The organism is Microvirga alba (assembly GCF_015694465.1).
GTDB lineage: Bacteria > Pseudomonadota > Alphaproteobacteria > Rhizobiales > Beijerinckiaceae > Microvirga > Microvirga alba.
This window is the reverse complement of sequence record NZ_JADQDO010000015.1, coordinates 1-18,865: the sequence shown is the minus strand read 5'-3', so window position 1 is coordinate 18,865 and position 18,865 is coordinate 1. Positions and strand designations below refer to the sequence as shown.

The 18,865-nt window shown below is 60.4% G+C and carries 18 protein-coding genes and 2 pseudogenes; 10 read left to right on the top strand and 10 right to left on the bottom strand.

What is annotated here, in order from left to right; translation table 11 throughout:
• The first annotated feature begins 117 nt into the window (after positions 1 to 117).
• Genes I2H38_RS19355 through I2H38_RS19330 form a run of 6 tightly spaced genes read left to right on the top strand, consistent with a single transcriptional unit; the run spans position 118 to position 7,515 of the window.
• Complete coding sequence (locus I2H38_RS19355) at positions 118 to 1,950, top strand: gamma-glutamyltransferase family protein (RefSeq protein WP_196273515.1); 1,833 nt, start codon at positions 118 to 120, stop codon at positions 1,948 to 1,950.
• Between the two features lie 35 nt (positions 1,951 to 1,985).
• Positions 1,986 to 3,509 carry an ABC transporter substrate-binding protein gene (locus I2H38_RS19350; protein ID WP_229426822.1) on the top strand — a complete coding sequence of 508 codons (1,524 nt, stop codon included), beginning with the start codon at positions 1,986 to 1,988 and terminating at the stop codon, positions 3,507 to 3,509.
• A gap of 18 nt (positions 3,510 to 3,527) precedes the next feature.
• On the top strand, positions 3,528 to 4,568 hold the full coding sequence (locus tag I2H38_RS19345) for an ABC transporter ATP-binding protein (RefSeq protein WP_196273514.1): 1,041 nt from the start codon (positions 3,528 to 3,530) through the stop codon (positions 4,566 to 4,568).
• Positions 4,565 to 5,686 carry an ABC transporter ATP-binding protein gene (locus I2H38_RS19340; protein ID WP_196273513.1) on the top strand — a complete coding sequence of 374 codons (1,122 nt, stop codon included), beginning with the start codon at positions 4,565 to 4,567 and terminating at the stop codon, positions 5,684 to 5,686. Before I2H38_RS19345 ends, I2H38_RS19340 begins: the two co-directional genes overlap by 4 nt.
• Before the next feature lie 3 nt (positions 5,687 to 5,689).
• Positions 5,690 to 6,631, top strand: coding sequence for an ABC transporter permease (locus tag I2H38_RS19335; RefSeq protein WP_196273512.1), 942 nt, complete (start codon positions 5,690 to 5,692; stop codon positions 6,629 to 6,631).
• 41 nt (positions 6,632 to 6,672) lie between these two features.
• Positions 6,673 to 7,515 (top strand): ABC transporter permease, encoded by an 843-nt coding sequence (locus tag I2H38_RS19330; RefSeq protein WP_196273535.1) that lies wholly within the window; start codon positions 6,673 to 6,675, stop codon positions 7,513 to 7,515.
• A 123-nt stretch (positions 7,516 to 7,638) separates the two neighbouring features.
• Here I2H38_RS19330 and I2H38_RS21545 read toward each other — a convergent pair.
• A pseudogene (locus I2H38_RS21545) lies at positions 7,639 to 7,722 on the bottom strand (IS6 family transposase); the annotation flags it as partial.
• A 154-nt stretch (positions 7,723 to 7,876) separates the two neighbouring features.
• Here I2H38_RS21545 and I2H38_RS19325 point away from each other — a divergent pair.
• Together I2H38_RS19325 and I2H38_RS19320 are read left to right on the top strand one after the other, a co-directional pair.
• Positions 7,877 to 8,905, top strand: coding sequence for a trans-3-hydroxy-L-proline dehydratase (locus I2H38_RS19325; protein ID WP_196273511.1), 1,029 nt, complete (start codon positions 7,877 to 7,879; stop codon positions 8,903 to 8,905).
• 62 nt (positions 8,906 to 8,967) lie between these two features.
• Entirely contained in the window at positions 8,968 to 9,984 is a 1,017-nt protein-coding gene (locus I2H38_RS19320; RefSeq protein ID WP_196273510.1) for an Ldh family oxidoreductase, read from the top strand.
• Positions 9,985 to 10,271: 287 nt separating this feature from the next.
• On the opposite strand, the gene I2H38_RS19315 is transcribed toward I2H38_RS19320, so the two are convergent.
• On the bottom strand, positions 10,272 to 10,634 hold the full coding sequence (locus I2H38_RS19315; RefSeq protein ID WP_324617447.1) for a methyl-accepting chemotaxis protein: 363 nt from the start codon (positions 10,632 to 10,634) through the stop codon (positions 10,272 to 10,274).
• Positions 10,635 to 10,762: 128 nt separating this feature from the next.
• Between I2H38_RS19315 and I2H38_RS19310 the strand changes: the two are divergent.
• Positions 10,763 to 10,970 (top strand): annotated as a pseudogene (locus I2H38_RS19310) (IS6 family transposase); the annotation flags it as partial.
• A 21-nt stretch (positions 10,971 to 10,991) separates the two neighbouring features.
• Here the strand turns inward: I2H38_RS19310 and I2H38_RS19305 are convergent.
• The 8 genes from I2H38_RS19305 to I2H38_RS19270 form a co-directional block, all read right to left on the bottom strand.
• Positions 10,992 to 11,957, bottom strand: a complete 966-nt coding sequence (locus I2H38_RS19305) for a type II secretion system F family protein (protein ID WP_196273508.1) — start codon at positions 11,955 to 11,957, stop codon at positions 10,992 to 10,994.
• Positions 11,958 to 11,964: 7 nt separating this feature from the next.
• Positions 11,965 to 12,960 carry a type II secretion system F family protein gene (locus tag I2H38_RS19300; RefSeq protein ID WP_324617446.1) on the bottom strand — a complete coding sequence of 332 codons (996 nt, stop codon included), beginning with the start codon at positions 12,958 to 12,960 and terminating at the stop codon, positions 11,965 to 11,967.
• A 22-nt stretch (positions 12,961 to 12,982) separates the two neighbouring features.
• Entirely contained in the window at positions 12,983 to 14,485 is a 1,503-nt protein-coding gene (locus I2H38_RS19295; RefSeq protein ID WP_210324879.1) for a CpaF family protein, read from the bottom strand.
• A gap of 47 nt (positions 14,486 to 14,532) precedes the next feature.
• Positions 14,533 to 15,780 carry an AAA family ATPase gene (locus tag I2H38_RS19290; protein ID WP_196273507.1) on the bottom strand — a complete coding sequence of 416 codons (1,248 nt, stop codon included), beginning with the start codon at positions 15,778 to 15,780 and terminating at the stop codon, positions 14,533 to 14,535.
• A 124-nt stretch (positions 15,781 to 15,904) separates the two neighbouring features.
• Positions 15,905 to 16,696, bottom strand: coding sequence for a Flp pilus assembly protein CpaB (cpaB, locus tag I2H38_RS19285; protein WP_196273506.1), 792 nt, complete (start codon positions 16,694 to 16,696; stop codon positions 15,905 to 15,907).
• 51 nt (positions 16,697 to 16,747) lie between these two features.
• Entirely contained in the window at positions 16,748 to 17,263 is a 516-nt protein-coding gene (locus I2H38_RS19280; RefSeq protein ID WP_196273505.1) for an A24 family peptidase, read from the bottom strand.
• 101 nt (positions 17,264 to 17,364) lie between these two features.
• On the bottom strand, positions 17,365 to 17,544 hold the full coding sequence (locus tag I2H38_RS19275; RefSeq protein WP_196273504.1) for a Flp family type IVb pilin: 180 nt from the start codon (positions 17,542 to 17,544) through the stop codon (positions 17,365 to 17,367).
• 345 nt (positions 17,545 to 17,889) lie between these two features.
• Positions 17,890 to 18,066: a Flp family type IVb pilin gene (locus I2H38_RS19270; RefSeq protein WP_196273503.1), complete on the bottom strand. Its 177-nt coding sequence runs from the start codon at positions 18,064 to 18,066 to the stop codon at positions 17,890 to 17,892.
• Between the two features lie 209 nt (positions 18,067 to 18,275).
• On the opposite strand from I2H38_RS19270, the gene I2H38_RS19265 reads away from it, so the two are divergent.
• Positions 18,276 to 18,458, top strand: coding sequence for a hypothetical protein (locus tag I2H38_RS19265; RefSeq protein ID WP_196273502.1), 183 nt, complete (start codon positions 18,276 to 18,278; stop codon positions 18,456 to 18,458).
• The last annotated feature ends 407 nt before the right edge of the window (positions 18,459 to 18,865 follow it).

The following is an 18,865-nucleotide window of genomic DNA, read 5'->3' as shown; positions in this document are numbered from 1 at the left end:
AGCTATACCGGGGCTTGTATATAATTTAGTCAAATTACACAGACTTTGTCGACAATCTCTGGAAAGGGCATGTCTTTGCAAAGTGAGACCGCGGCTGGATAGGTAGTGAGGATTGGAATGACATTTACGACGCGACCGGAACTCAGGGGTACGTTCGGCGCCGTCTCTTCCACCCATTGGCTGGCGTCGACGGTTGGCATGTCCATTCTCGAAAAAGGTCACACGGCCTTCGATGCGGCGGTCGCGACCGGCTTCGTCTTGCAGATCGTCGAGCCGCATCTGAACGGTCCCGCTGGTGAAGTGCCGATCATCGTGACGCCCGCCGGCGCCAACGCGCCGACCGTGATCTCCGGCCAGGGCCCATCGCCCGCCAAGGCGACAGTCAAATATTTCAAAGATCTCGGCCTCGACATCATTCCTGGAACCGGCCTGCTCGCTGCATGCATCCCCGGTGCTTTCGGCGCGTGGCTGACACTTCTGCGCGACTACGGCACGGCAGAACTCGAAGAAGTGCTCGCCCCGGCGATCTATTACGCAAAGACGGGCCACCCGCTCGTGCCGCGCATCGCCAGCACGATCGCATCGATGCGCGACCTCTTCACCACCCATTGGCCGAGTTCGGCGGAAATCTACCTGCCCGGCGGTGTCGCTCCACAATCCGGCAAGCTCTTTCGCAATCCGCAGATTGCAGCGCTCTACCAGCAGATCCTCGACGAGGCGAAGTCGGCGAAGAGTCGCGAAGCACGCATCAATGCGGCGCTTGATTTCTGGTATCGCGGTCCGGTTGCCGAACGGATCGAAGAATATTGTGCGACTGAAGAGGTCTGGGACGTTTCCGGCCGCCGCCACAAAGGCCTCATTACTGCGCAGGACATGGCGGACTACACGCCGCTCATTGAGAAGCCGGTCTCCGTCCCCTATGGCGGCTATGAGGTCTTTAAATGCGGGCCATGGTCGCAGGGCCCCGTCCTGCTGCAGATGCTGCAGATTCTGAAGGGGACCGATATTGCCGATCTCGACCCGATGGGGGCCGATTTCGTCCACCTCGTGATCGAAACGGCGAAACTCACCATGGCCGACCGCGATTCCTGGTATGGTGACAGCTCGGACGTGCCGCTCAAGACCCTGCTGTCCTCCGGCTATGCCGATACCCGCCGGGCGCTCATCGGCAGAACGGCGTCGATGGAAGTGCGACCCGGTGCGCCCGACGGTCGCAATCCCAACCTGCCGCCGCTGCGCACTATCGGCACCATTCCACAGCCGGGTCTCGGCGGCGGCGAACCGACTGTCGCTCGCGAACCGAAGCTGCCGAACGACAAGCAGGGTGAGCCAGCGCTCACTCCCGAAGGCGCGCAGCGCGGCGACACTGTGCAGGTCAGCGCCGTCGATCGCTGGGGCAACATGGTTTCGGCAACCCCCTCCGGCGGCTGGTTCCAATCGAGCCCGGTCATTCCGGGCCTCGGCTTCAGCCTGACGACTCGGGGTCAGATGTTCTGGCTCGAAGAGGGTCTGAATTCCACACTGATGCCGTCGAAGCGGCCACGTACGACGTTGACCCCGTCGATGGTGTTCCGCGGCGGCCAACCCTACATGGCCTTCGGCACACCGGGGGGAGACCAGCAGGACCAGTGGCAACTGGTCATGCTGCTGCGTCATATCCACAACAGCATGAATCTGCAGGAGGCGATCGACGCGCCCTCCTTCCACACGGACCACTTGCCGAGTTCCTTCTGGCCGCGCGAGATCAGCCCTGGGGCGATCACGCTCGAATCCCGCTTCCCGGAAGCGGTACGCGAAGAGCTCGCAGCAAGAGGGCATAAGGTAACCGTCGGCGATGCCTGGTCCGAGGGGCGGCTTTCAGCCGTGGCGAGGGAAATGGACGGCGGGGTGCAGCTGGTAAAGGCAGGCGCCAATCCGCGCGGTGTGCAGGGTTACGCTGTCGCCCGCTAATCCTAAGTTTGAACTATATAACAAAAGAGGGAATGATGATGAAACCGCTTTACGTCGCACTCGCAGCCGGCCTGGCCCTGAGTGGCCTGGCAGCAACCGCGGCTCCCGCCGCCGCCCAGTCAGTCCTCCGGATCGGCCTGCAGGACGATCCGGATACACTTGACCCGGTCTCCAACTGGAGCTTCGTCGGCCGCCACGTTCTACAGTCGCTCTGCGACAAGATCGTCGACATCGACGTGAGTGGTCAGATCGTGCCGATGCTCGCGACGAGCTGGGAATGGAATGGAGACAGCACCGCGCTCACGCTTAAGCTGCGCCGGGATGCTGTATTCCACGACGGCACTAAAGTGGACGCGGCCGCGATCAAGTACAATCTAGACCGCGATCTGACCATGAAGATCTCCCGCCGCAAGGCCGAGATTAGTGCGATCGGCAACGTGGAGGTGGTCGACGACTACACCGTCAAGATCAACCTCAAGGAGCCGTCCGTGCCGCTGCTTGCCGCGCTCAGTGACCGAGCCGGCATGGTTATCAGCCCGAAGGCAGGTGAAGCGCTCGGCGAGAAGTTCACCGACGCCCCAGTCTGCTCCGGTCCGTACAAGTTCGTGGAGCGCGTCACCCAGGACCGCATCGTCCTCGACAAGTTCCCGCAGTACTACAACGCCGACAAGTATCATTTCGACCGACTCATCTATCGCGGTATGCCGGATTCCAACGTCCGACTGCTGAACCTGCGCTCGGGTCAGCTGGATCTTATCGAGCGCTTGGCAGCGACCGATGTCAAAGCCGTCAAGGCTGACAAGTCCCTTGCTATCGATCCGGTCGTCGGCCTTGGCTACTACGGCATCACCTTCAACATTGATGGTGAAGGCGCCGACCTCGATGCCGGCAAGAAGGCTGCCATCCGCGAAGCCTTCAGCCTTGCGATCGACCGCGGCGCCATCAGCAACGTCGTGTTCGACGGCCAAGCGAGCACCGGCAACCAGCCCTTCCCGCCTTCGAGCCCGTATTACGACAAAAACTATCCGGTTCCGGCTCGTGACGTGGGTGCTGCTAAGAAAAAGATGGCGGAAGCCGGCGTGCAGTCGGTCAATCTGGACCTCCTGGTTCCGACCGATGCGGAACGCCAGCAGGTGGCCCAGCTCGTCCAGGCGATGGTCGCTGACATCGGTATCAAAGTCTCGATCAAGCCGACCGAGCTGATGACGCTGCTCGACATCGCCCGCCAGGGCAAGTTCAAGTCCCACCTCGTAGGCTGGAGCGGCCGTGTCGATCCTGACCTGAACATCACCCCAATGTTGGCTTGCGGTGCTTCCGGTAACGATGCGCACTACTGCAACAAGGAGCTCGACGTTATCCTGACCAAGGCGCGCGCCCTCGGCGCCACCGAAACCCGCAAGGCCGAATACAGCAAGGCTATCTCAATCTTGCTCAAGGACCTGCCGATCGTCTACCTGTATCACTCGCAGTGGATCTTCGCGCACAACTCCAACATCACCGGTCTGAAGTCTGCGCCGGACGGCATCATCCGCCTCACTGGCGTCAGCCGTAAGAACTAGGTTGGCAACCAAGGTTCGATGAGCACGTCTCAAAATATACTTCACGCTCCGTCAGCCCGATCCGTTCGGGCTGACGATGCCGTGCCATCCGTATTGGATGTCTCGAACCTCCGGGTCGTCTTCGAAGGCGATACGAGGACCGTCACCGCAGTCGATGGCGTGAGTTTTTCTGTCAAGAAGGGCCGCACGCTTGCCATCGTCGGGGAATCCGGCAGCGGCAAGAGCGTCACGTCGCTTGCCTTAATGCGGCTTCTGCCCGAGCATACGGCCCGCGTTTCCGGCAACGTCAATTTTGACGGGCGCCAGTTGCTAACTGAACCGACGAGCACCATGCGGAGCCTGCGGGGCAACCGGCTGGCGATGATTTTCCAGGAGCCGATGACCTCGCTCAATCCCTCCTATACGGTCGGTGAGCAAATCAAAGAAGTCATCCTGCGTCACCGCCAGATGTCCAAGAAGGAGGCGGCCGAACGCACCATCGCCATGCTGCGGTTGGTGCGCATTCCGTCGCCCGAAACCCGTTATCACCAGTACCCGCATAATCTTTCGGGCGGCATGCGCCAGCGTGTGATGATCGCGATGGCACTCGCCTGCGATCCGGAACTCCTAATCGCCGACGAGCCGACCACAGCACTGGACGTCACCATCCAGGCGCAAGTCTTGGAACTGATGCGCGAATTGCAGCAGAAGACCGGCACCGCCATCGTCCTCATCACCCACGATCTCGGCGTCGTCGCGGAATCCTGCGACGACGTGATCGTCATGTATGCCGGCCAAGTAGTCGAGCAATGCTCTGTGGAGGAACTCTTCACCTTCCCGCAGCATCCCTACACGGTCGGCCTACTCGGTTCGCTGCCGCGCCTTGACGAGAAGCGCGAGCGCCTCGCGGCGATAACGGGCACCGTGCCGGATATGGCCAATCCGCCGGCCGGATGCCGTTTCCAGGCACGCTGCCCGTTCCGCATCAACAAATGCGCCGAAATGCCCGCGTTGATGGAGGTCTCCCAGAGCCATTTCAGCCGTTGCTGGCGGGCACCCATGGAGGACCTCGTCCCATGACCCAAGCCCCTTCTTCCGCCTCCGCCGTAAAGCCGATTATCGAAGTCCGAGGGCTCGGTAAGAACTTCGTCCTCAAGCGCAGCGTCTTCAGCCGTCCACTGGTGCAAATTCGTGCCGTTGACAATGTGACGCTATCCCTGATGCCGGGCGAGACCCTGGCGATTGTGGGTGAATCAGGCTGCGGGAAATCGACTCTCGGCCGGCTGTTGATGCGCCTTATCAAGCCTAGCACCGGCGAGGTGTTCATCGACGGGCAGAACGTCACCAATATCAGCCATGCGGAGATGCGCCAGCAGCGGCGGCATGTCCAGCTCATTTTCCAAGACCCTTACGCGTCCCTGAACCCGCGCATGACGATCGCTCAGACCATCGCCGAGCCGTTGATGCTGCACAACATCGTGCCGGCTGGCCAGCGCGCTAAGCGTGTCGCCGAACTCCTCGAAATGGTGGGTCTTCGCCCCGAACAGGCAAACCGCTATCCGCACGAGTTCTCCGGCGGCCAGCGCCAGCGCGTAGTGATTGCCCGAGCGCTCGCGCCCGAGCCGAAGGCGATCATCTGCGATGAAGCGGTCTCGGCGCTCGACGTGTCGATTCAGGCCCAGATCCTCAATCTCCTGAAGGATCTGCAGAACCGCCTCGGGCTCGCCTTCGTCTTCATCTCGCATGATCTCGGCGTGGTGAAGCACATCGCCGACCGGGTTGCCGTCATGTACCTCGGCAAGGTGGTCGAGATTGGGGCGTCCGACGAGATTTTCAGTGCACCCCGCCACCCGTATACCCGGGCGCTGCTCTCGGCCATTCCGGTCGCCGCTCCCCCAAGCCATCAGCGCTCCCGCGCCGCCCGGCTCCACGGCGACCTGCCCAGCCCGCTTTCTCCCCCGCAGGGCTGCCGGCTGCATACGCGCTGTCCGCATGCTCGGCCCGAATGCAAGACCGTCAGCATGAAGCTCGACGTCGAGGCGAGCGGCCACGCCAACGCATGCGCCTTCTGGCGCGATCTGCCCGCGCAGGATGGCACGGAAGGCGTCCGCGAACCCCGCAATCCCAAACTCGAAAAGCTGTTCGTAGCCTTCGAGGCCATGGCCGCGCGGTCGGCCCAGACAGTCAAAGGAGGCTAAGCCATGTCCTCGCTTCTTGCGCGCCGTCTCCTGCAACTTATCCCCACAGTCGTCATCCTGTCGCTGATCATCTTCTCGCTCCAGCACCTGCTGCCCGGTGACCCGGCGCTGGTGCTCGCCGGCGAAAATCCAGACGAGGCGACACTCGCGGCAGTTCGCGCACAATATCACCTCGACCAACCGATTTTCGTCCAGTACATCTTCTGGGTGAAGGGCGTGATGACCGGCGACCTCGGCGAATCTATGCGCCACAACCGACCGGTGCTCGATCTGATCCTCCTTAAGTTGCCGGTGACGCTGCAGCTCGCGATCATGGGCATCGTCGTGGCGCTCATCCTCGGCGTTTTGGGCGGTGTCATCTCGGCGTTGCGCCAGAACAGCGCCGTCGACTATGCGACGAACGTCGTGTCGCTCGCCGGCATTTCGGTGCCGAATTTCTGGTTGGGCATCATGCTCATCCTGTTCTTCTCGGTTCATCTCGGCTGGCTCCCGGCCTCAGGCTTCGTCAGCCCCTCCGAAGATCTCAAGATGAACCTTTCGACGACGATCATGCCGGCCTTCGTGCTGGGCACGGCGATCGCTGGCGTCATCATGCGCCATACCCGCAGCGCCATGCTGCAGGCGCTCGAAAGCGACTATGTGCGTACCGCGCGCGCCAAGGGGCTGAGCGAATGGGTGGTGGTGTTCAAGCACGCTATGCGCAACGCTCTGACGCCGATCATCACGCTCGGCGCGCTGGAATTCGGCGCGCTGCTCTCCGGTGCCGTGCTGACGGAGCAGATCTTTACGATCCCCGGTTTCGGCAAACTTATCGTCGACGCCGTCTTCACTCGCGATTATTCCGTCGTGCAGGGCGTCGTCCTGGTGACCTCGCTTTTCTACATCATCCTCAACCTTCTGGCTGACATCGGATACATCCTCGTCAACCCAAGACTGAGAAGCTGACCGTGCTGACGATCTCGGAGACTAATCCTTCGACCAACCCCATGGCGAATTTCTTCCGCAGCCACCTCTGGCGACGGCTTTCGAAGCGCAAGAGCGCGCTCGTGGGCATGATCGTCGTGCTGTTCATGGTGTTCGTTGCCGTCTTCGCGCCGGTCCTGGCGCCCTTTGATCCGGCCGCCCAGAGTTGGACGGCGGTGCGAAAGGCGCCGTCGGCCCTTCACTGGATGGGCACCGATGAAGCCGGTCGAGACGTGCTTTCTCGCATCATCTGGGGTGCACGCGCCTCCCTGATGGCGGGTCTTACCTCTGCCGGCATAGCCATGGCGATCGGCGTGCCGCTCGGCCTCGCCGCGGGATTTCTCGGTGGCATCATCGACGGTCTCATCAGCCGCTTCACCGATGCGATGCTTGCCTGTCCGTTCCTGATCCTCGCGATCGCCTTTGCGGCCTTCCTCGGCCCGAGCCTCACCAATGCCATGTTAGCGATCGGCATCACTGCCATGCCGCTGTTCATCCGGTTGACGCGTGGCCAAGTGCTCTCCATCAAGGCAGAGGAATATATCGAGGCGGCGAGCGCAGTGGGCAATCCGCAATGGCGCATCGCGGTCCGGCATATCCTGCCAAATATCTTGCCGCAGCTCATGGTTCAGGCGACGTTGACAATCGCATCCGCTATTATCGCGGAAGCCAGCATGTCCTTCCTCGGTCTCGGCCTACAGCCACCGGCACCCTCCTGGGGATCGATGCTGAACTCCGCCCAGCGCTTCCTGAGCAGTGCGCCCTGGATGGCGCTCTGGCCCGGCATGGCGATCTTCACGACCGTGCTGTCGTTTAACCTCCTCGGGGACGGTCTACGCGACGCGCTCGATCCGCGCTCGCGATGATCGCCGGCGCGTGCCGTTCCGACCCAGCTAGAGCGGCAAGCGGCCAGACTTGCTTGCCGACCCCGACGCCTACGTACCGCGCTTCTTCACGGATCACCGATTGCGGCGCAATCAGCGACAGTGCTCGGTCAGCATCTCCTGGAGATTGCGGAGACTGCAGGCACAGGGCAGGATTACCGAACGATCAAAATGGCGACTTTTGAACATCAGATACCTCCAGAGTCTGCCGGTGGCGTATGGTGCACTGAGCTACTGGAGGGTTGCGACAGTTCCATCGATTCTTTGTCGACGCAGGGCAACGTTCCCGCGCCACATCATCCAGCACTCTAAACGATCCATCAGACCTGACCGGGGGGCAAATATGCGCACGTCAAAAGTCGTTCATGTCGTCAGTTGCCACGCGGAAGGGGAGGTGGGAGATGTGATTGTGGGTGGCGTCGCACCTCCGCCGGGCGATACAGTTTGGCAGCAGTCACGATTCATCGCCAAAGATGAAACTTTGCGCAAATTCGTTCTGAACGAACCGCGCGGCGGTGTCTTTCGGCACGTGAATCTATTGGTCCCGCCAAAGAACCCGCAAGCGCAGATGGGCTGGATAATCATGGAGCCCGCCGATACGCCACCGATGTCGGGTTCAAATTCCATCTGCGTCGCAACCGTGCTGCTCGACACGGGGATCATTCCGATGCAGGAACCGGAAACACACCTCACCCTCGAAGCGCCGGGCGGTCTTGTCGAAGTCACTGCGGCCTGCCGCGCCGGCAAGGCCGAGCGTATCACGGTCCGCAACGTGCCCTCCTTCGCCGACAAGCTCGATGTAAAGATCGAGGTCGAGGGTCTGGGCACGCTGACCGTCGATACGGCCTATGGCGGTGATAGCTTCGTGATCACGGATGCTAAGGCTCTTGGCTTTGCGATCCGCCCCGACGAGGCGAAGGACCTTGCCGAGATCGGCGTGAGGATCACCCGCGCGGCCAATGAGCAAATTGGTTTCAGGCATCCCGAGCTTCCGGGCTGGGATCACATCTCGTTCTGTCAGATCGCAGCGCCTCTCGTGGACCGAGACGGCGTTCTGCATGGTGCCAATGCCGTCGTGGTGAGGCCCGGCAAGATCGACCGCTCGCCCACCGGAACGGGCTGCTCGGCCCGCATGGCCGTGCTTCATGCGCGTGGCATCATGAAGGTCGGCGATAGCTTCGTTGGCCACTCGATCATCGATTCCGAGTTCATCTGCCGGATCGAGGATGAGGTGACGGTCGGCGGAAAGAGGGGCATCATCCCTTCCATCTCCGGACGCGCTTGGGTCACGGGCACCCATCAGCACATGCTCGATCCGGACGATCCGTGGCCGCATGGCTACCAGCTGTCGGATACCTGGCCGCAGATGTAGACTGAACGCCACGCTTTTCAAAAAAAGCGCCATCAGAAGCGAACGGATCGGGCAACGGAAGTATGAGTGAAGAAGTCTCCCTCTCGCTGGACGATGTGCGGCGTCTCAGCATCGATGTTCTGAAAGCGGGCTGTCTTTCCAGCGAGCAGGCCGAGGCCATTGCCGCTGTCATCTATGCTGCGCAGCGCGATGAATGCCATTCCCACGGCGTGTACCGGTTGCTCGGCTGCGTGAGATCCGTAAAGGAAGGCAAGGTCAATCCCAACGCGGTACCGGATGTGGTCGATCACGCACCCGCCATCGTTCGTGTCGACGCCCATTACGGCTTCTCGCCTCTGGCGTTCGAGCGCGGCAAGCCGCTGCTCGTCGAGAAGGCCCGCAAGCTGGGCCTAGCGGCCATGGCCATCAACAATTGCTTCCACTTTTCCGCCCTTTGGCCGGAAGTCGAGGCCATCAGCGAAATGGGGCTGGTGGCGCTCGCAATGACGCCGAGCCATAGCTGGGTGGCACCCGCAGGCGGAAGGAAGCCTATCTTCGGCACGAACCCGATTGCCTTCGCTTGGCCGCGTCCTGACGGGCCGCCCTTCGTGTTCGACTTCGCTACCAGCGCCATCGCGCGCGGTGAGATCGAGCTCCATCGGCGCGCGGGCAAGGCTATTCCAACTGGCTGGGCCATCGACAGCGAAGGCAATTCCACCAACGATGCGGCGGCAGCCTTGGCGGGTGCGATGCTCACCTTCGGTGGCCACAAGGGCTCGGCGCTTTCCGCGATGATCGAGCTGATGGCGGGACCGCTGATTGGCGGCATGACGAGCGCGGAATCCATGACCTTCGACGAAGGTGTCGGTGCAGCGCCCTGCCATGGCGAGCTGATCCTCGCCTTTGATCCGAAGGTGTTTTTGGGTGGGGATGCCGCGCCGCATGTGGACAGCGCTGAGAGGATGTTCGAATCGATCGTTGGTCAGGGCGCGCGCCTACCGTCCCAGCGCCGCTATGAGGCCCGTGTGCGCAGCGAGGCGCATGGTGTGCGTATTCCCAAGACGCTCTACGATGACTTGCTGACGCTCTTGCCCCGTTGAGGAAGGGGATTTCCTGCGGAACCGTCGCGAACTCTTCGGTAACTTGCTCCGGCGTACACCTCTGGTAAAATTCCGAGACTCCGATGAGGTTGAGGCTTCCCTCAAGGGTATTCAACAGTCTCGTCGGCCACGAGGCAGAACGCGTTTCCTGATATTGACGCACTTCTCGCTCTCCGCAGCGAGTCACCGAGGTTGCCGCATTAGATGCGGCGAACCTCTTCGAGGAAGTTGTGGACGGCGGCAGTAACCTATTCCGTCTGGCTGTCTACGGTCTCCGAGGTTGAGCTCTAGATGGCCTCGATCTGTGCCCTGATATCCTCTGTTGCATTGGCCGTCTGCCCCGTCAGCGTCTTAACCTCAGATGCGACAACGGCGAACCCCTTGCCTGCTTCACCGGCTCTCGCGGCCTCGATGGTCTCATTAAGGGCCAGCAGATTGGTCTGTCCTGCGATAGTCCTGATGAGTGATACAATATGCCCGATCTTCTGCGAGGATTCGGCGAGAGCCTGAGCCTTCTCTGGGCTTTCTTGTGCTTCGCGCGCCGCCGCCCGAGTCGTTTGGCTCGATTGGTCGATCTGGCGACTGATCTCCGTAATCGACGCGTTTGGATCCTTTGCCGCCGATGCGACGGTCTGGACGTGAAGGCTCACCTCCTGCGCCCCCGAAGAGGAGTTCGCCGCCGACGAGGATGTGTCCGCCGTAGAATCAATGACGTTCGCTGCCGCGCCGCGCATCAGTTCAGTTCGGTCTACGCCTCCGGCAAACTCCGGAGATTCAGATGTTCAAAGGCCGCGATTTCGATCGCTCGATCATCCTGCTGTGCGTCCGGTGATATCGCACTTATAGCCTTAGCCTGCGGGATCTCAAGGAGATGATAGCCGAGCGCGGCATCCCCGTTGACCACGCCACAATCCACCGCTGGACCGTCCACTTCTGCTGGAGCAGTTCGATCGGCGCGAGCGCCGGTCACCCGCAGATGGCACATTGCGGTTTCAATGGCATCACTCCTAGACCTTCATGATCTGGATAACCGCCGGCGTGATGATGACGGCGAATAGGACAGGCAGGAAAAACACGATCATCGGAACTGTCAGTTTGGGCGGCAAGGCAGCAGCCTTCTTCTCGGCCTCATTCATGCGCATGTCGCGGTTCTCCTGCGCCTGAACGCGAAGGGACTGACTGAGCGCGGTACCGTATTTCTCCGACTGAATGAGGCTGGTGACGACACCTTTGACGCCGTCGAGACCCGTGCGCTCGGCGAGATTTTCGTACGCTTTGCGTCGATCCTGCAGGTAAGACAGTTCCGCCGTCGTCAAGCCCAGCTCCTCCGCGAGCTCTACCGATTGAGAGCCTATCTCGGCGGAGACCTTGCGAAGGGCGCCTTCGATTCCCATCCCACTTTCCACGCAGATGAGCAAAAGGTCGAGGGCGTCCGGCCATGAGCGGCGGATTGAGGTTTGTCGCTTCGTGATCTTGTTCTTCAAGTAAAGCGACGGGGCATAATAGCCGAGTCCAGCCGCGGCCATGACGATCGCCAGCTTCACGAAGAGGGGGTATCCAAGCTGCAGAATGACGAAGACATACAAAGTCGCCAGAACGATCATGACGACGGGAGCGAGCTGGCGGATGGCGAGGTAAGCAATGATCGGCCCCTCGCCGCGATAACCGGCCATCCGCAACATCTTGACGGTCTCGCTATCCTCTGTTCCAGCCAGATGGAGACGATCCACGATGAGTTTGTAGAGCCGCTTCGGCTCGCTCCTGAGTGATACCTGCCTGTTTTGAGCGTTGAGACGACCGCGCTCGCGCACCCGGATGCGCTCGCTCTCAGTGGTCACCTGAGCCATTCGTTCGGTAAGGCGATCGCGGACGAGATAAGGCCAGGAGACTACGAAGATCGCCGCGAAAACGGCGATAGCCGCGGAAAGAGCGATGAGCATATCGACATTGCCGGCGAGCACGCCAATGTTCATTGCAACCTCAAAAATCGAAATTGATCATTTTCCGCATCATCAGCACGCCGAAACCCATCCAGATCGCGGCGGCCGCAAGAACCAATTTGCCGATGAGGGTCGTAAACAGCAGCGTGATGTAGTCGGGCGCGGAGAGATACAACAAACAGGTGACGACCACGGGGAGCGACCCGATGATGCCGGCGGAGGCTTTCGCCTCTGAGCTCATCGCCCGGATCTTGCCGTCCATTTTCTTGCGCTCCCGCAGGACCCTGGACAGATTCCCGAGAGCCTCGGAAAGGCTTCCTCCCGAGCGACTCTGAAGCGCGATGACGATGGCAAAGAAATTGGCGGCCGCGACTGGAATGCGCTCGGCAAACCGCTGCACGGCCTGATCAATTGGCATTCCCAGCGTCTGATCGTCAAGGATCGCTCTGAATTCGCTGCGCACCGGCTCCTTCGCTTCTGTCGCAATGATCCGGAGACAATCGACAACCGGCAAACCTGCCTTGACACCGCGCACAATCACATCAACCGCATTGGGAAATTCGGCATCGAAACTCTTGAAACGATTCGTGCGCCGTCTGTTCACGTAGAGATGAGGCAGCAGAAGCCCGCCGGCCAGCCCGAAGCCCATGGCAGGCAGCGGACTGACCCCGAAAATGGTGAGGGCAACCATGAACGAAACTCCGCTGGCGACCAGGCAGGCAACGAAATATGTCTTCTTGCTCCAGCTCAGGTCGGCCTGTCGCATCCGGGTCGTAAGCGATGGCTTGACGCCTTTCTTTGCCTTCTGCTGTTCCTCGAGGTTGCGCAGTGTGGTTTCGATCGAACGCTTCCGTCCACCATCCTCGAAGGCTGCAGCACCAGCCATCGGACCATCCCATGCGGCAATCGCCGCGAGCCGCCTGTCGGCCTCCGAGCGTCCTGCCCGCGCATAGAGCATTGAAATCGCGATGCCGCCGACACTGACAGCGGCGAGCAGGGCGACGAACAGCGGCACAAGCTCCGGCGACAACATCATTCAACTCCAGTACGTATTGGCATCACGGGCCAACTTTCTCGGCAGCATCGAGCGCAGCAGCGAGGCGCTTTTCCTCGCCGTAATAGCGCGCGCGATCCCAGAAGCGGGGCCTGCCGACCCCCGTCGAGCGATGCTGTCCGATAAGATTGCCCTGCGGATCCTCGCCCTGGAGATCGTAGATGAAGAGATCCTGTGTGGTGATGACATCCCCTTCGAGGCCGAGAATCTCGGTAATGTGTGTAATCCGGCGCGAGCCATCTCTCAGGCGCGCGGCCTGAATGACCACGTCGATCGAGGACACGATCATTTCGCGAATTGTCTTCGACGGCAGCGAATAGCCGCCCATCGTAATCATTGACTCCAGACGGGAGAGAGCCTCCCGCGGAGAGTTGGCATGGAGGGTGCCCATCGAGCCGTCATGCCCGGTATTCATCGCCTGGAGGAGATCGAAGGCCTCCGCGCCGCGCACCTCGCCGACGATGATACGCTCAGGCCGCATGCGGAGGCAGTTCCTGACGAGATCGCGCATGGTGACTTGGCCCTCGCCCTCAAGATTGGGTGGCCGCGTTTCCAGACGGACGACGTGCGGTTGCTGCAACTGAAGCTCCGCCGCGTCTTCGCAGGTAATCACACGCTCAGTGGGTTCGATATAGGCCGTCAGGCAATTCAGCAGGGTCGTCTTGCCCGAACCGGTACCGCCCGAGATGAGGACGTTGCAACGAACGCGGCCGATGATCTGCAGAATTTCCGCGCCCTCCGGCGAAATGGCGCCGAATTTGACGAGCTGATCGAGAGTGAGCTTGTCTTTCTTGAATTTGCGGATCGTCAGGCTCGGGCCATCGATAGCCAATGGAAAGGCAATGACGTTCACGCGCGAGCCGTCAGCGAGGCGTGCGTCGCAAATCGGGCTGGATTCGTCGACCCTGCGACCGACCTGGCTCACGATGCGCTGGCAAATGTGGAGCAACTGCGCGTTGTCGCGGAAATGGATATCCGTCCTCTGCACCTTACCACCGACCTCGATGTAGACCGTGTCGGCGCCGTTGACCATGATATCGGCGATGTCATCGCGGCCGAGCAGCGGTTCGAGCGGTCCATAGCCGAGGACGTCGTTGCAGATATCCCGGAGGAGTTCATCCTGCTCCGAGATCGACATGACGACCTTCTTCGCGGTCACGATATCGGTGACGATTTCTCCGATTGCATCGCGCGCGTGGCTGGCATCCATTCTCGCAAGTTGCGAAACGTCGATCGCTTCGATCAATGCCGCGAAAACCTGGCCCTTGAGCAGATAATATTCGTCAGACTTCGCTGCCTGCGGGCGAGCCGCGGCCACCACATCAGATGTCCTCGGTGCCGTCTTCGCGGCGACGGCAGCGCGGGGACGTGCCTTCGGTTCGGCCGCTGCGGACGGCTTCCCCGCAGCGTTGACCGGGGATCTCCCCAGCGTTTCGACGCTTGATGTCCGCTGAAACACCGATACCTCGCCCGGCCTTTCACTCTGCAGGCTTCTTTTGCCGAACATGATCGGAGTTCCCTGTTCTTGCGCGCTCGAGCGAGACAACGGCTGCCTTATGGGTTTTTCGAACCGAATTTCATCTTTCTGATCATTGAACCGAGGCTGAATGGCCCTTTGCGGCGGCGTAACTGCTGAGGCGCGATGGCGTCTGCGATTTCGGTGAAGATCTTGGAGGCGGCCGCTTTCGCGGACACCTCGGCCACCATCTTGCCTTCGTTCGAGGCCGTTCCAAAAAGATGCGGGTCAAACGCGAGGCAAGCCAGCAATTCGAGCTGAACGGCCTTGGCAAACTCTGCGGCTTTGATTTCCGGTTTTTTCGACATGCCGACCTGGTTCAAGACCAACTTGGGTGGTGGATCATGGGGGCGGGCTTGCCGCAGGAATGTGATCAGGCTCTTGGCATTCCGCAAATTGGGAAGATCCGGAACGGCCGTGATGATGATCTCGTCAGTGCCAACCAGCACGTTTCTAGCCCACGAGTTCCACACATGTGGCATGTCCAGGATCAGGAACGGCACGCTCGATTGCGCAATTTCGATCAGCGGATCGACGGCGTTCTCCGAAAGGTCATAACACTTGTCGAGCGTGCCGGGCGCGCGAAGCAGACTGAAATGATCACCACATTTGGCGAGCAGGCGGTCAAGTAGAACCTCGTCGAGGCGCCCCGCATCTTCGATGGCCTCGGCCACACCCTGTCCGGCGTCGAGCTTGAAATTGAGGCTCGCCGTGCCGAACGCCAGATCCATATCCGCGAGGACGACATCGGATTCAAGTTGGCGCGCGATCGTCCATCCCACGTTATGAGCAATCGTCGAGGACCCAACTCCGCCCTTCGTGCCCACAAAGGCGAATGCCTGTCCGAGCTTCCCCGATGCCGGCTCGCTGTAAATCCCCGCAATAGCAGCGATAAGGGATACAGGATCGATGGGAGCAAGCAGATAATCGCTGATGCCCCGCCGCGTCAGCTCACGATAGAAATAGACGTCGTTTGCATGTCCGATCGCCATCACCTTCGTGCCGGCGTCACTGACTTCGGCCAGTCTGTCGAGTTCGGCGAGGAATGCCTCAGGCGCCGAGCAGCTTTCGATCACGATGAGCTGGGGCGTCGGTTCCTCCTGGTAGCGTGCAGTCGCGGCGGCAATCCCACCTTCCTGAACGGTGACCTGAGCACGCGACATGAGACGATCGGCGGCTGCACTCCTGATGATGTCCGCGACATCGGGACTTTCACAGAAGGCCTGAATGCGAATGTAGGGGATCCGCATCGCCTGCCGACGATGTGGATTGTCCGAGGGCGCCATTCCCTCAAGCCTGCGTGCGATCGATCGCGCTTGAACCGTGTCTGACTCGAGAGGCTCGAACCTCATCGTCGATGCGAGGCTGGTCATCTACGCTCACCCGTCCCAATGCCGTACGCGCCACACGTCATTGAATGATCGTGCCTTCGCTCAGGACTTTCACATCTTCACTTTTGCCCGCACGGAACACGCGTACGTTGACGCTGTTATCCTGCGCGAGGACAGGCTTTTCATCGAGGTCTGCGATCGAGCGGAGGGCGAGCGAAAGAGTGCCGGCGGCTTGAGCCGACGCGATTGTCTCTGCTTCGATCGGAGTCACCTCCAGCGTCGCGGTCTTGCCCACAACGACCAACTGGCCCTTGGCTTCGTCGGCTTTCTGATCCACTGCCAGCACGCGGACGTTCCTGAGAAGAGTGCGGCTCCTGTTCTCGGCCTTCCCTCCGTCCGAACCGGAGACGTTCTGAATGACATCCACACGGTCATTGGGCAGGATGAATCCACCCGCCGCGCTTTCCGCCGAGACGCGAATCGCGACGGCGCGCTTGCCGGACGGCAGCATGGTGGCAAGCATGCCGGCAGGGCCGCGGGAAAGCTTTTCCTCCCGGATAGGCTCGCCGGAAACAAAATGGCTGCGCACGAGCACCCCACTGAGAGAGGTCAGTGCATCGGGCTTGGCTTCACGGCTGATGAACCCGGGGCTGACGGCATCCTTTGGCCAGGATTGCCAGCGAAGGCTTTTCTCATCGAGCGCCTGCCCTTGAATCAAGTCGCTCGCGGCGACCAAGACTTCGGCTGTGGTCTGCGCGACCGGCGCAGTCGGTGCGACCGCGATCCCCTCGCGCGACCGCGTGGAGAGCACGAGCCAACCCGCGAGGCAACCAGCCCCAATCGCAACCACAAGAATGATAACACGAAGCATGGTCGAAAACCCCGTCGTTGATCATGAATGGAGATTCCTGGCGCTTTCGCTTCAGATCGAAGCTTTCATCCAGTGTGTCATCGGAAAGATGAAGAGCGCCGCACCTGCGATTGCAACTCCGTAAGGAACGCCTGTCTCCGGTGCATGCAGCCGCATGATCCAGTTCACGGTCAGGCATTGGGAAGGCAGTACCGTTAAACGAAACTGAAGAAGCGCGATCGTCAGGATTCCGCCGAACAGCGCCGTGTAGAGGACATAGGCGAAAGCATGATCCGCCCCGAGCCACAACGCGATCACGGCCGCCAATTTGGCGTCGCCACCGCCGATCCAACCGAGACCGAATAAGACAAACGCGCAGACGAGAACGCCCACGGCAACGGCGACGCTCCAACCGATATCCACCCAATCGATGCCGGAGGACGGGGCCAAGATCGCATAACTCGCGAGAAGAAAGAGAACGAGCTCGTTCCTGATCTTCATCGTCACGAGATCGGCCGCGGCCGCCCACACCATCCCGATAGCGAAACACACAAGTGCGACGTATGATGCGGCAACAGGAAAAGTCATTGGCACACGCTTTTTAGCCAAAGTCGCTGAGGCGATCCGGTTTAGCGGAAGCGAAGCGGAGCGCTTTTCGAACGCTCCGCTTCAAAATAACTGGGACGCCCTTAAGTCTTCGGGACTGCCGCGAGCTTCGTCTGAATAGTCTCGAATACCGACTTCAAATCGGTGCCGACAGAAGTCAGAGCGGTAATAATTACTACCGAGACAAGACCGGCGATGAGGCCGTATTCGATGGCGGTTGCGCCGGATTCGTCCTTCACGAAACGCGTTACGAGAGACTTCATGATATCTGTCCTTGACCTGGATGGATTTCCGCTGCCTGACGCCGCAGCCTCGGCACAAGGCCATGACCTGGAATTCGTAAAGACCAGAGCCCAGTCCTTGTGTTGTCGTATTTTCGGCTATCCAAATTTGCCAGTCGATTCGGCTTTATGGCCGAGGCTTCCGGCCACGCCGCATATCCCAAATGGTCTAGACTGAGCGAAATGGCCCGGTCGTTGCGCGACCTTGCGCAGTCGCATGGCAGAGCGCTTCAACCACATGCGCTCACGCATTTCTGTTGGCTTGGCGAGAGCGAAGCAGAAAGCGTTGCTACTACCCGCCGCGATACACTTGGAGCGTCCACATCCTCATCTGAGAGCAGACACGACCGCGTCTTTGATTGTGATGTACAGGCCTTCCACCTGGGGCGCCATGAGCGTCAAAGCAGCCACGATCACGATTGAGACGAGGCAAGCAATGAGCCCATACTCAATGGCGACAGCGCCGGCTTCGCCCTTCAGAAAACGATCGAGGAGAGACTTCATAATGTCTGATCCTAACCTGGATGAACCCGACACACGTTGACCCGGGATGCAAAACCAATGCCGCAACATATTGTTATTCTGTTTCTCGCATCTCGGCGCGTTGGTCCATTCGGCCATATGGCCTAGATCCTGGATGGATCCGCCAGCGCCAAATTTTGACACGAGCCCAGATCGGCTAACCTCAGACTCGCCATGAGATGGAGGTGGCTTTGAACAAAATTGCATCCGACTTCGGTGATCTCGTCTGCGTCGGAATCAACGCCTTCAACATCGGTGCTCTGAATTCAAGCTGCGCGGCAAGATCCACTACAATCACAATCGGTTACGTGGCCATGGCTGCAATCGCGGTCGTTGTGGTCACGCTCTTTCTCAAGTCCCGCCGGCCCGCCTGAATTGCGGGTCGCGACGGGCTGGCGTCGCTGTCGCCTCGACCATTCCACATTAGGTCTGCGGCTGCGCGACGCCTGTCCGCACGCCCGTTGGGAGGCGAAATGCGCCGAAACGGTGGAAACACACAGCTCATGCGGGGTAACCCGTTATGGGTAGAGGCGTTTCGCTAATCGCTCGTGTGAAAGCGCAAACGGCATGGATCTCCGGGCAGCACCGAATGCGGATGCCGGAGCGAAATTCCCGGAGATCTTCCGATTGTTCTGCCTCAGTAGGCGCCGTAGAGGCTACGCCAGGAGGGCGGCTCAGTTCTTGAGCCGCCCTTCAGCCATCACGCGTCGACGTCGAATTTCACGCCCTGGGCGAGCGGCAGCGTGGTGCCGTAATTGATCGTGTTGGTGGCGCGGCGCAT

Excerpts from the sequence above, each read along its gene's own strand:
- I2H38_RS19280 (WP_196273505.1), bottom strand. The coding sequence starts at position 17,263 with ATGACTTTTCCTGTTGCCGCATCATACGTCGCACTTGTGTGTTTCGCT.
- I2H38_RS19335 (WP_196273512.1), top strand. The coding sequence starts at position 5,690 with ATGTCCTCGCTTCTTGCGCGCCGTCTCCTGCAACTTATCCCCACAGTC.
- I2H38_RS19345 (WP_196273514.1), top strand. The coding sequence starts at position 3,528 with ATGAGCACGTCTCAAAATATACTTCACGCTCCGTCAGCCCGATCCGTT.
- I2H38_RS19295 (WP_210324879.1), bottom strand. The coding sequence starts at position 14,485 with ATGTTCGGCAAAAGAAGCCTGCAGAGTGAAAGGCCGGGCGAGGTATCG.
- I2H38_RS19275 (WP_196273504.1), bottom strand. The coding sequence starts at position 17,544 with ATGAAGTCTCTCGTAACGCGTTTCGTGAAGGACGAATCCGGCGCAACC.
- I2H38_RS19320 (WP_196273510.1), top strand. The coding sequence starts at position 8,968 with ATGAGTGAAGAAGTCTCCCTCTCGCTGGACGATGTGCGGCGTCTCAGC.
- I2H38_RS19290 (WP_196273507.1), bottom strand. The coding sequence starts at position 15,780 with ATGGCGCCCTCGGACAATCCACATCGTCGGCAGGCGATGCGGATCCCC.
- cpaB (WP_196273506.1), bottom strand. The coding sequence starts at position 16,696 with ATGCTTCGTGTTATCATTCTTGTGGTTGCGATTGGGGCTGGTTGCCTC.
- I2H38_RS19350 (WP_229426822.1), top strand. The coding sequence starts at position 1,986 with ATGATGAAACCGCTTTACGTCGCACTCGCAGCCGGCCTGGCCCTGAGT.
- I2H38_RS19300 (WP_324617446.1), bottom strand. The coding sequence starts at position 12,960 with ATGATGTTGTCGCCGGAGCTTGTGCCGCTGTTCGTCGCCCTGCTCGCC.
- I2H38_RS19355 (WP_196273515.1), top strand. The coding sequence starts at position 118 with ATGACATTTACGACGCGACCGGAACTCAGGGGTACGTTCGGCGCCGTC.
- I2H38_RS19325 (WP_196273511.1), top strand. The coding sequence starts at position 7,877 with ATGCGCACGTCAAAAGTCGTTCATGTCGTCAGTTGCCACGCGGAAGGG.
- I2H38_RS19340 (WP_196273513.1), top strand. The coding sequence starts at position 4,565 with ATGACCCAAGCCCCTTCTTCCGCCTCCGCCGTAAAGCCGATTATCGAA.
- I2H38_RS19305 (WP_196273508.1), bottom strand. The coding sequence starts at position 11,957 with ATGAACATTGGCGTGCTCGCCGGCAATGTCGATATGCTCATCGCTCTT.
- I2H38_RS19330 (WP_196273535.1), top strand. The coding sequence starts at position 6,673 with ATGGCGAATTTCTTCCGCAGCCACCTCTGGCGACGGCTTTCGAAGCGC.
- I2H38_RS19270 (WP_196273503.1), bottom strand. The coding sequence starts at position 18,066 with ATGAAGTCTCTCCTCGATCGTTTTCTGAAGGGCGAAGCCGGCGCTGTC.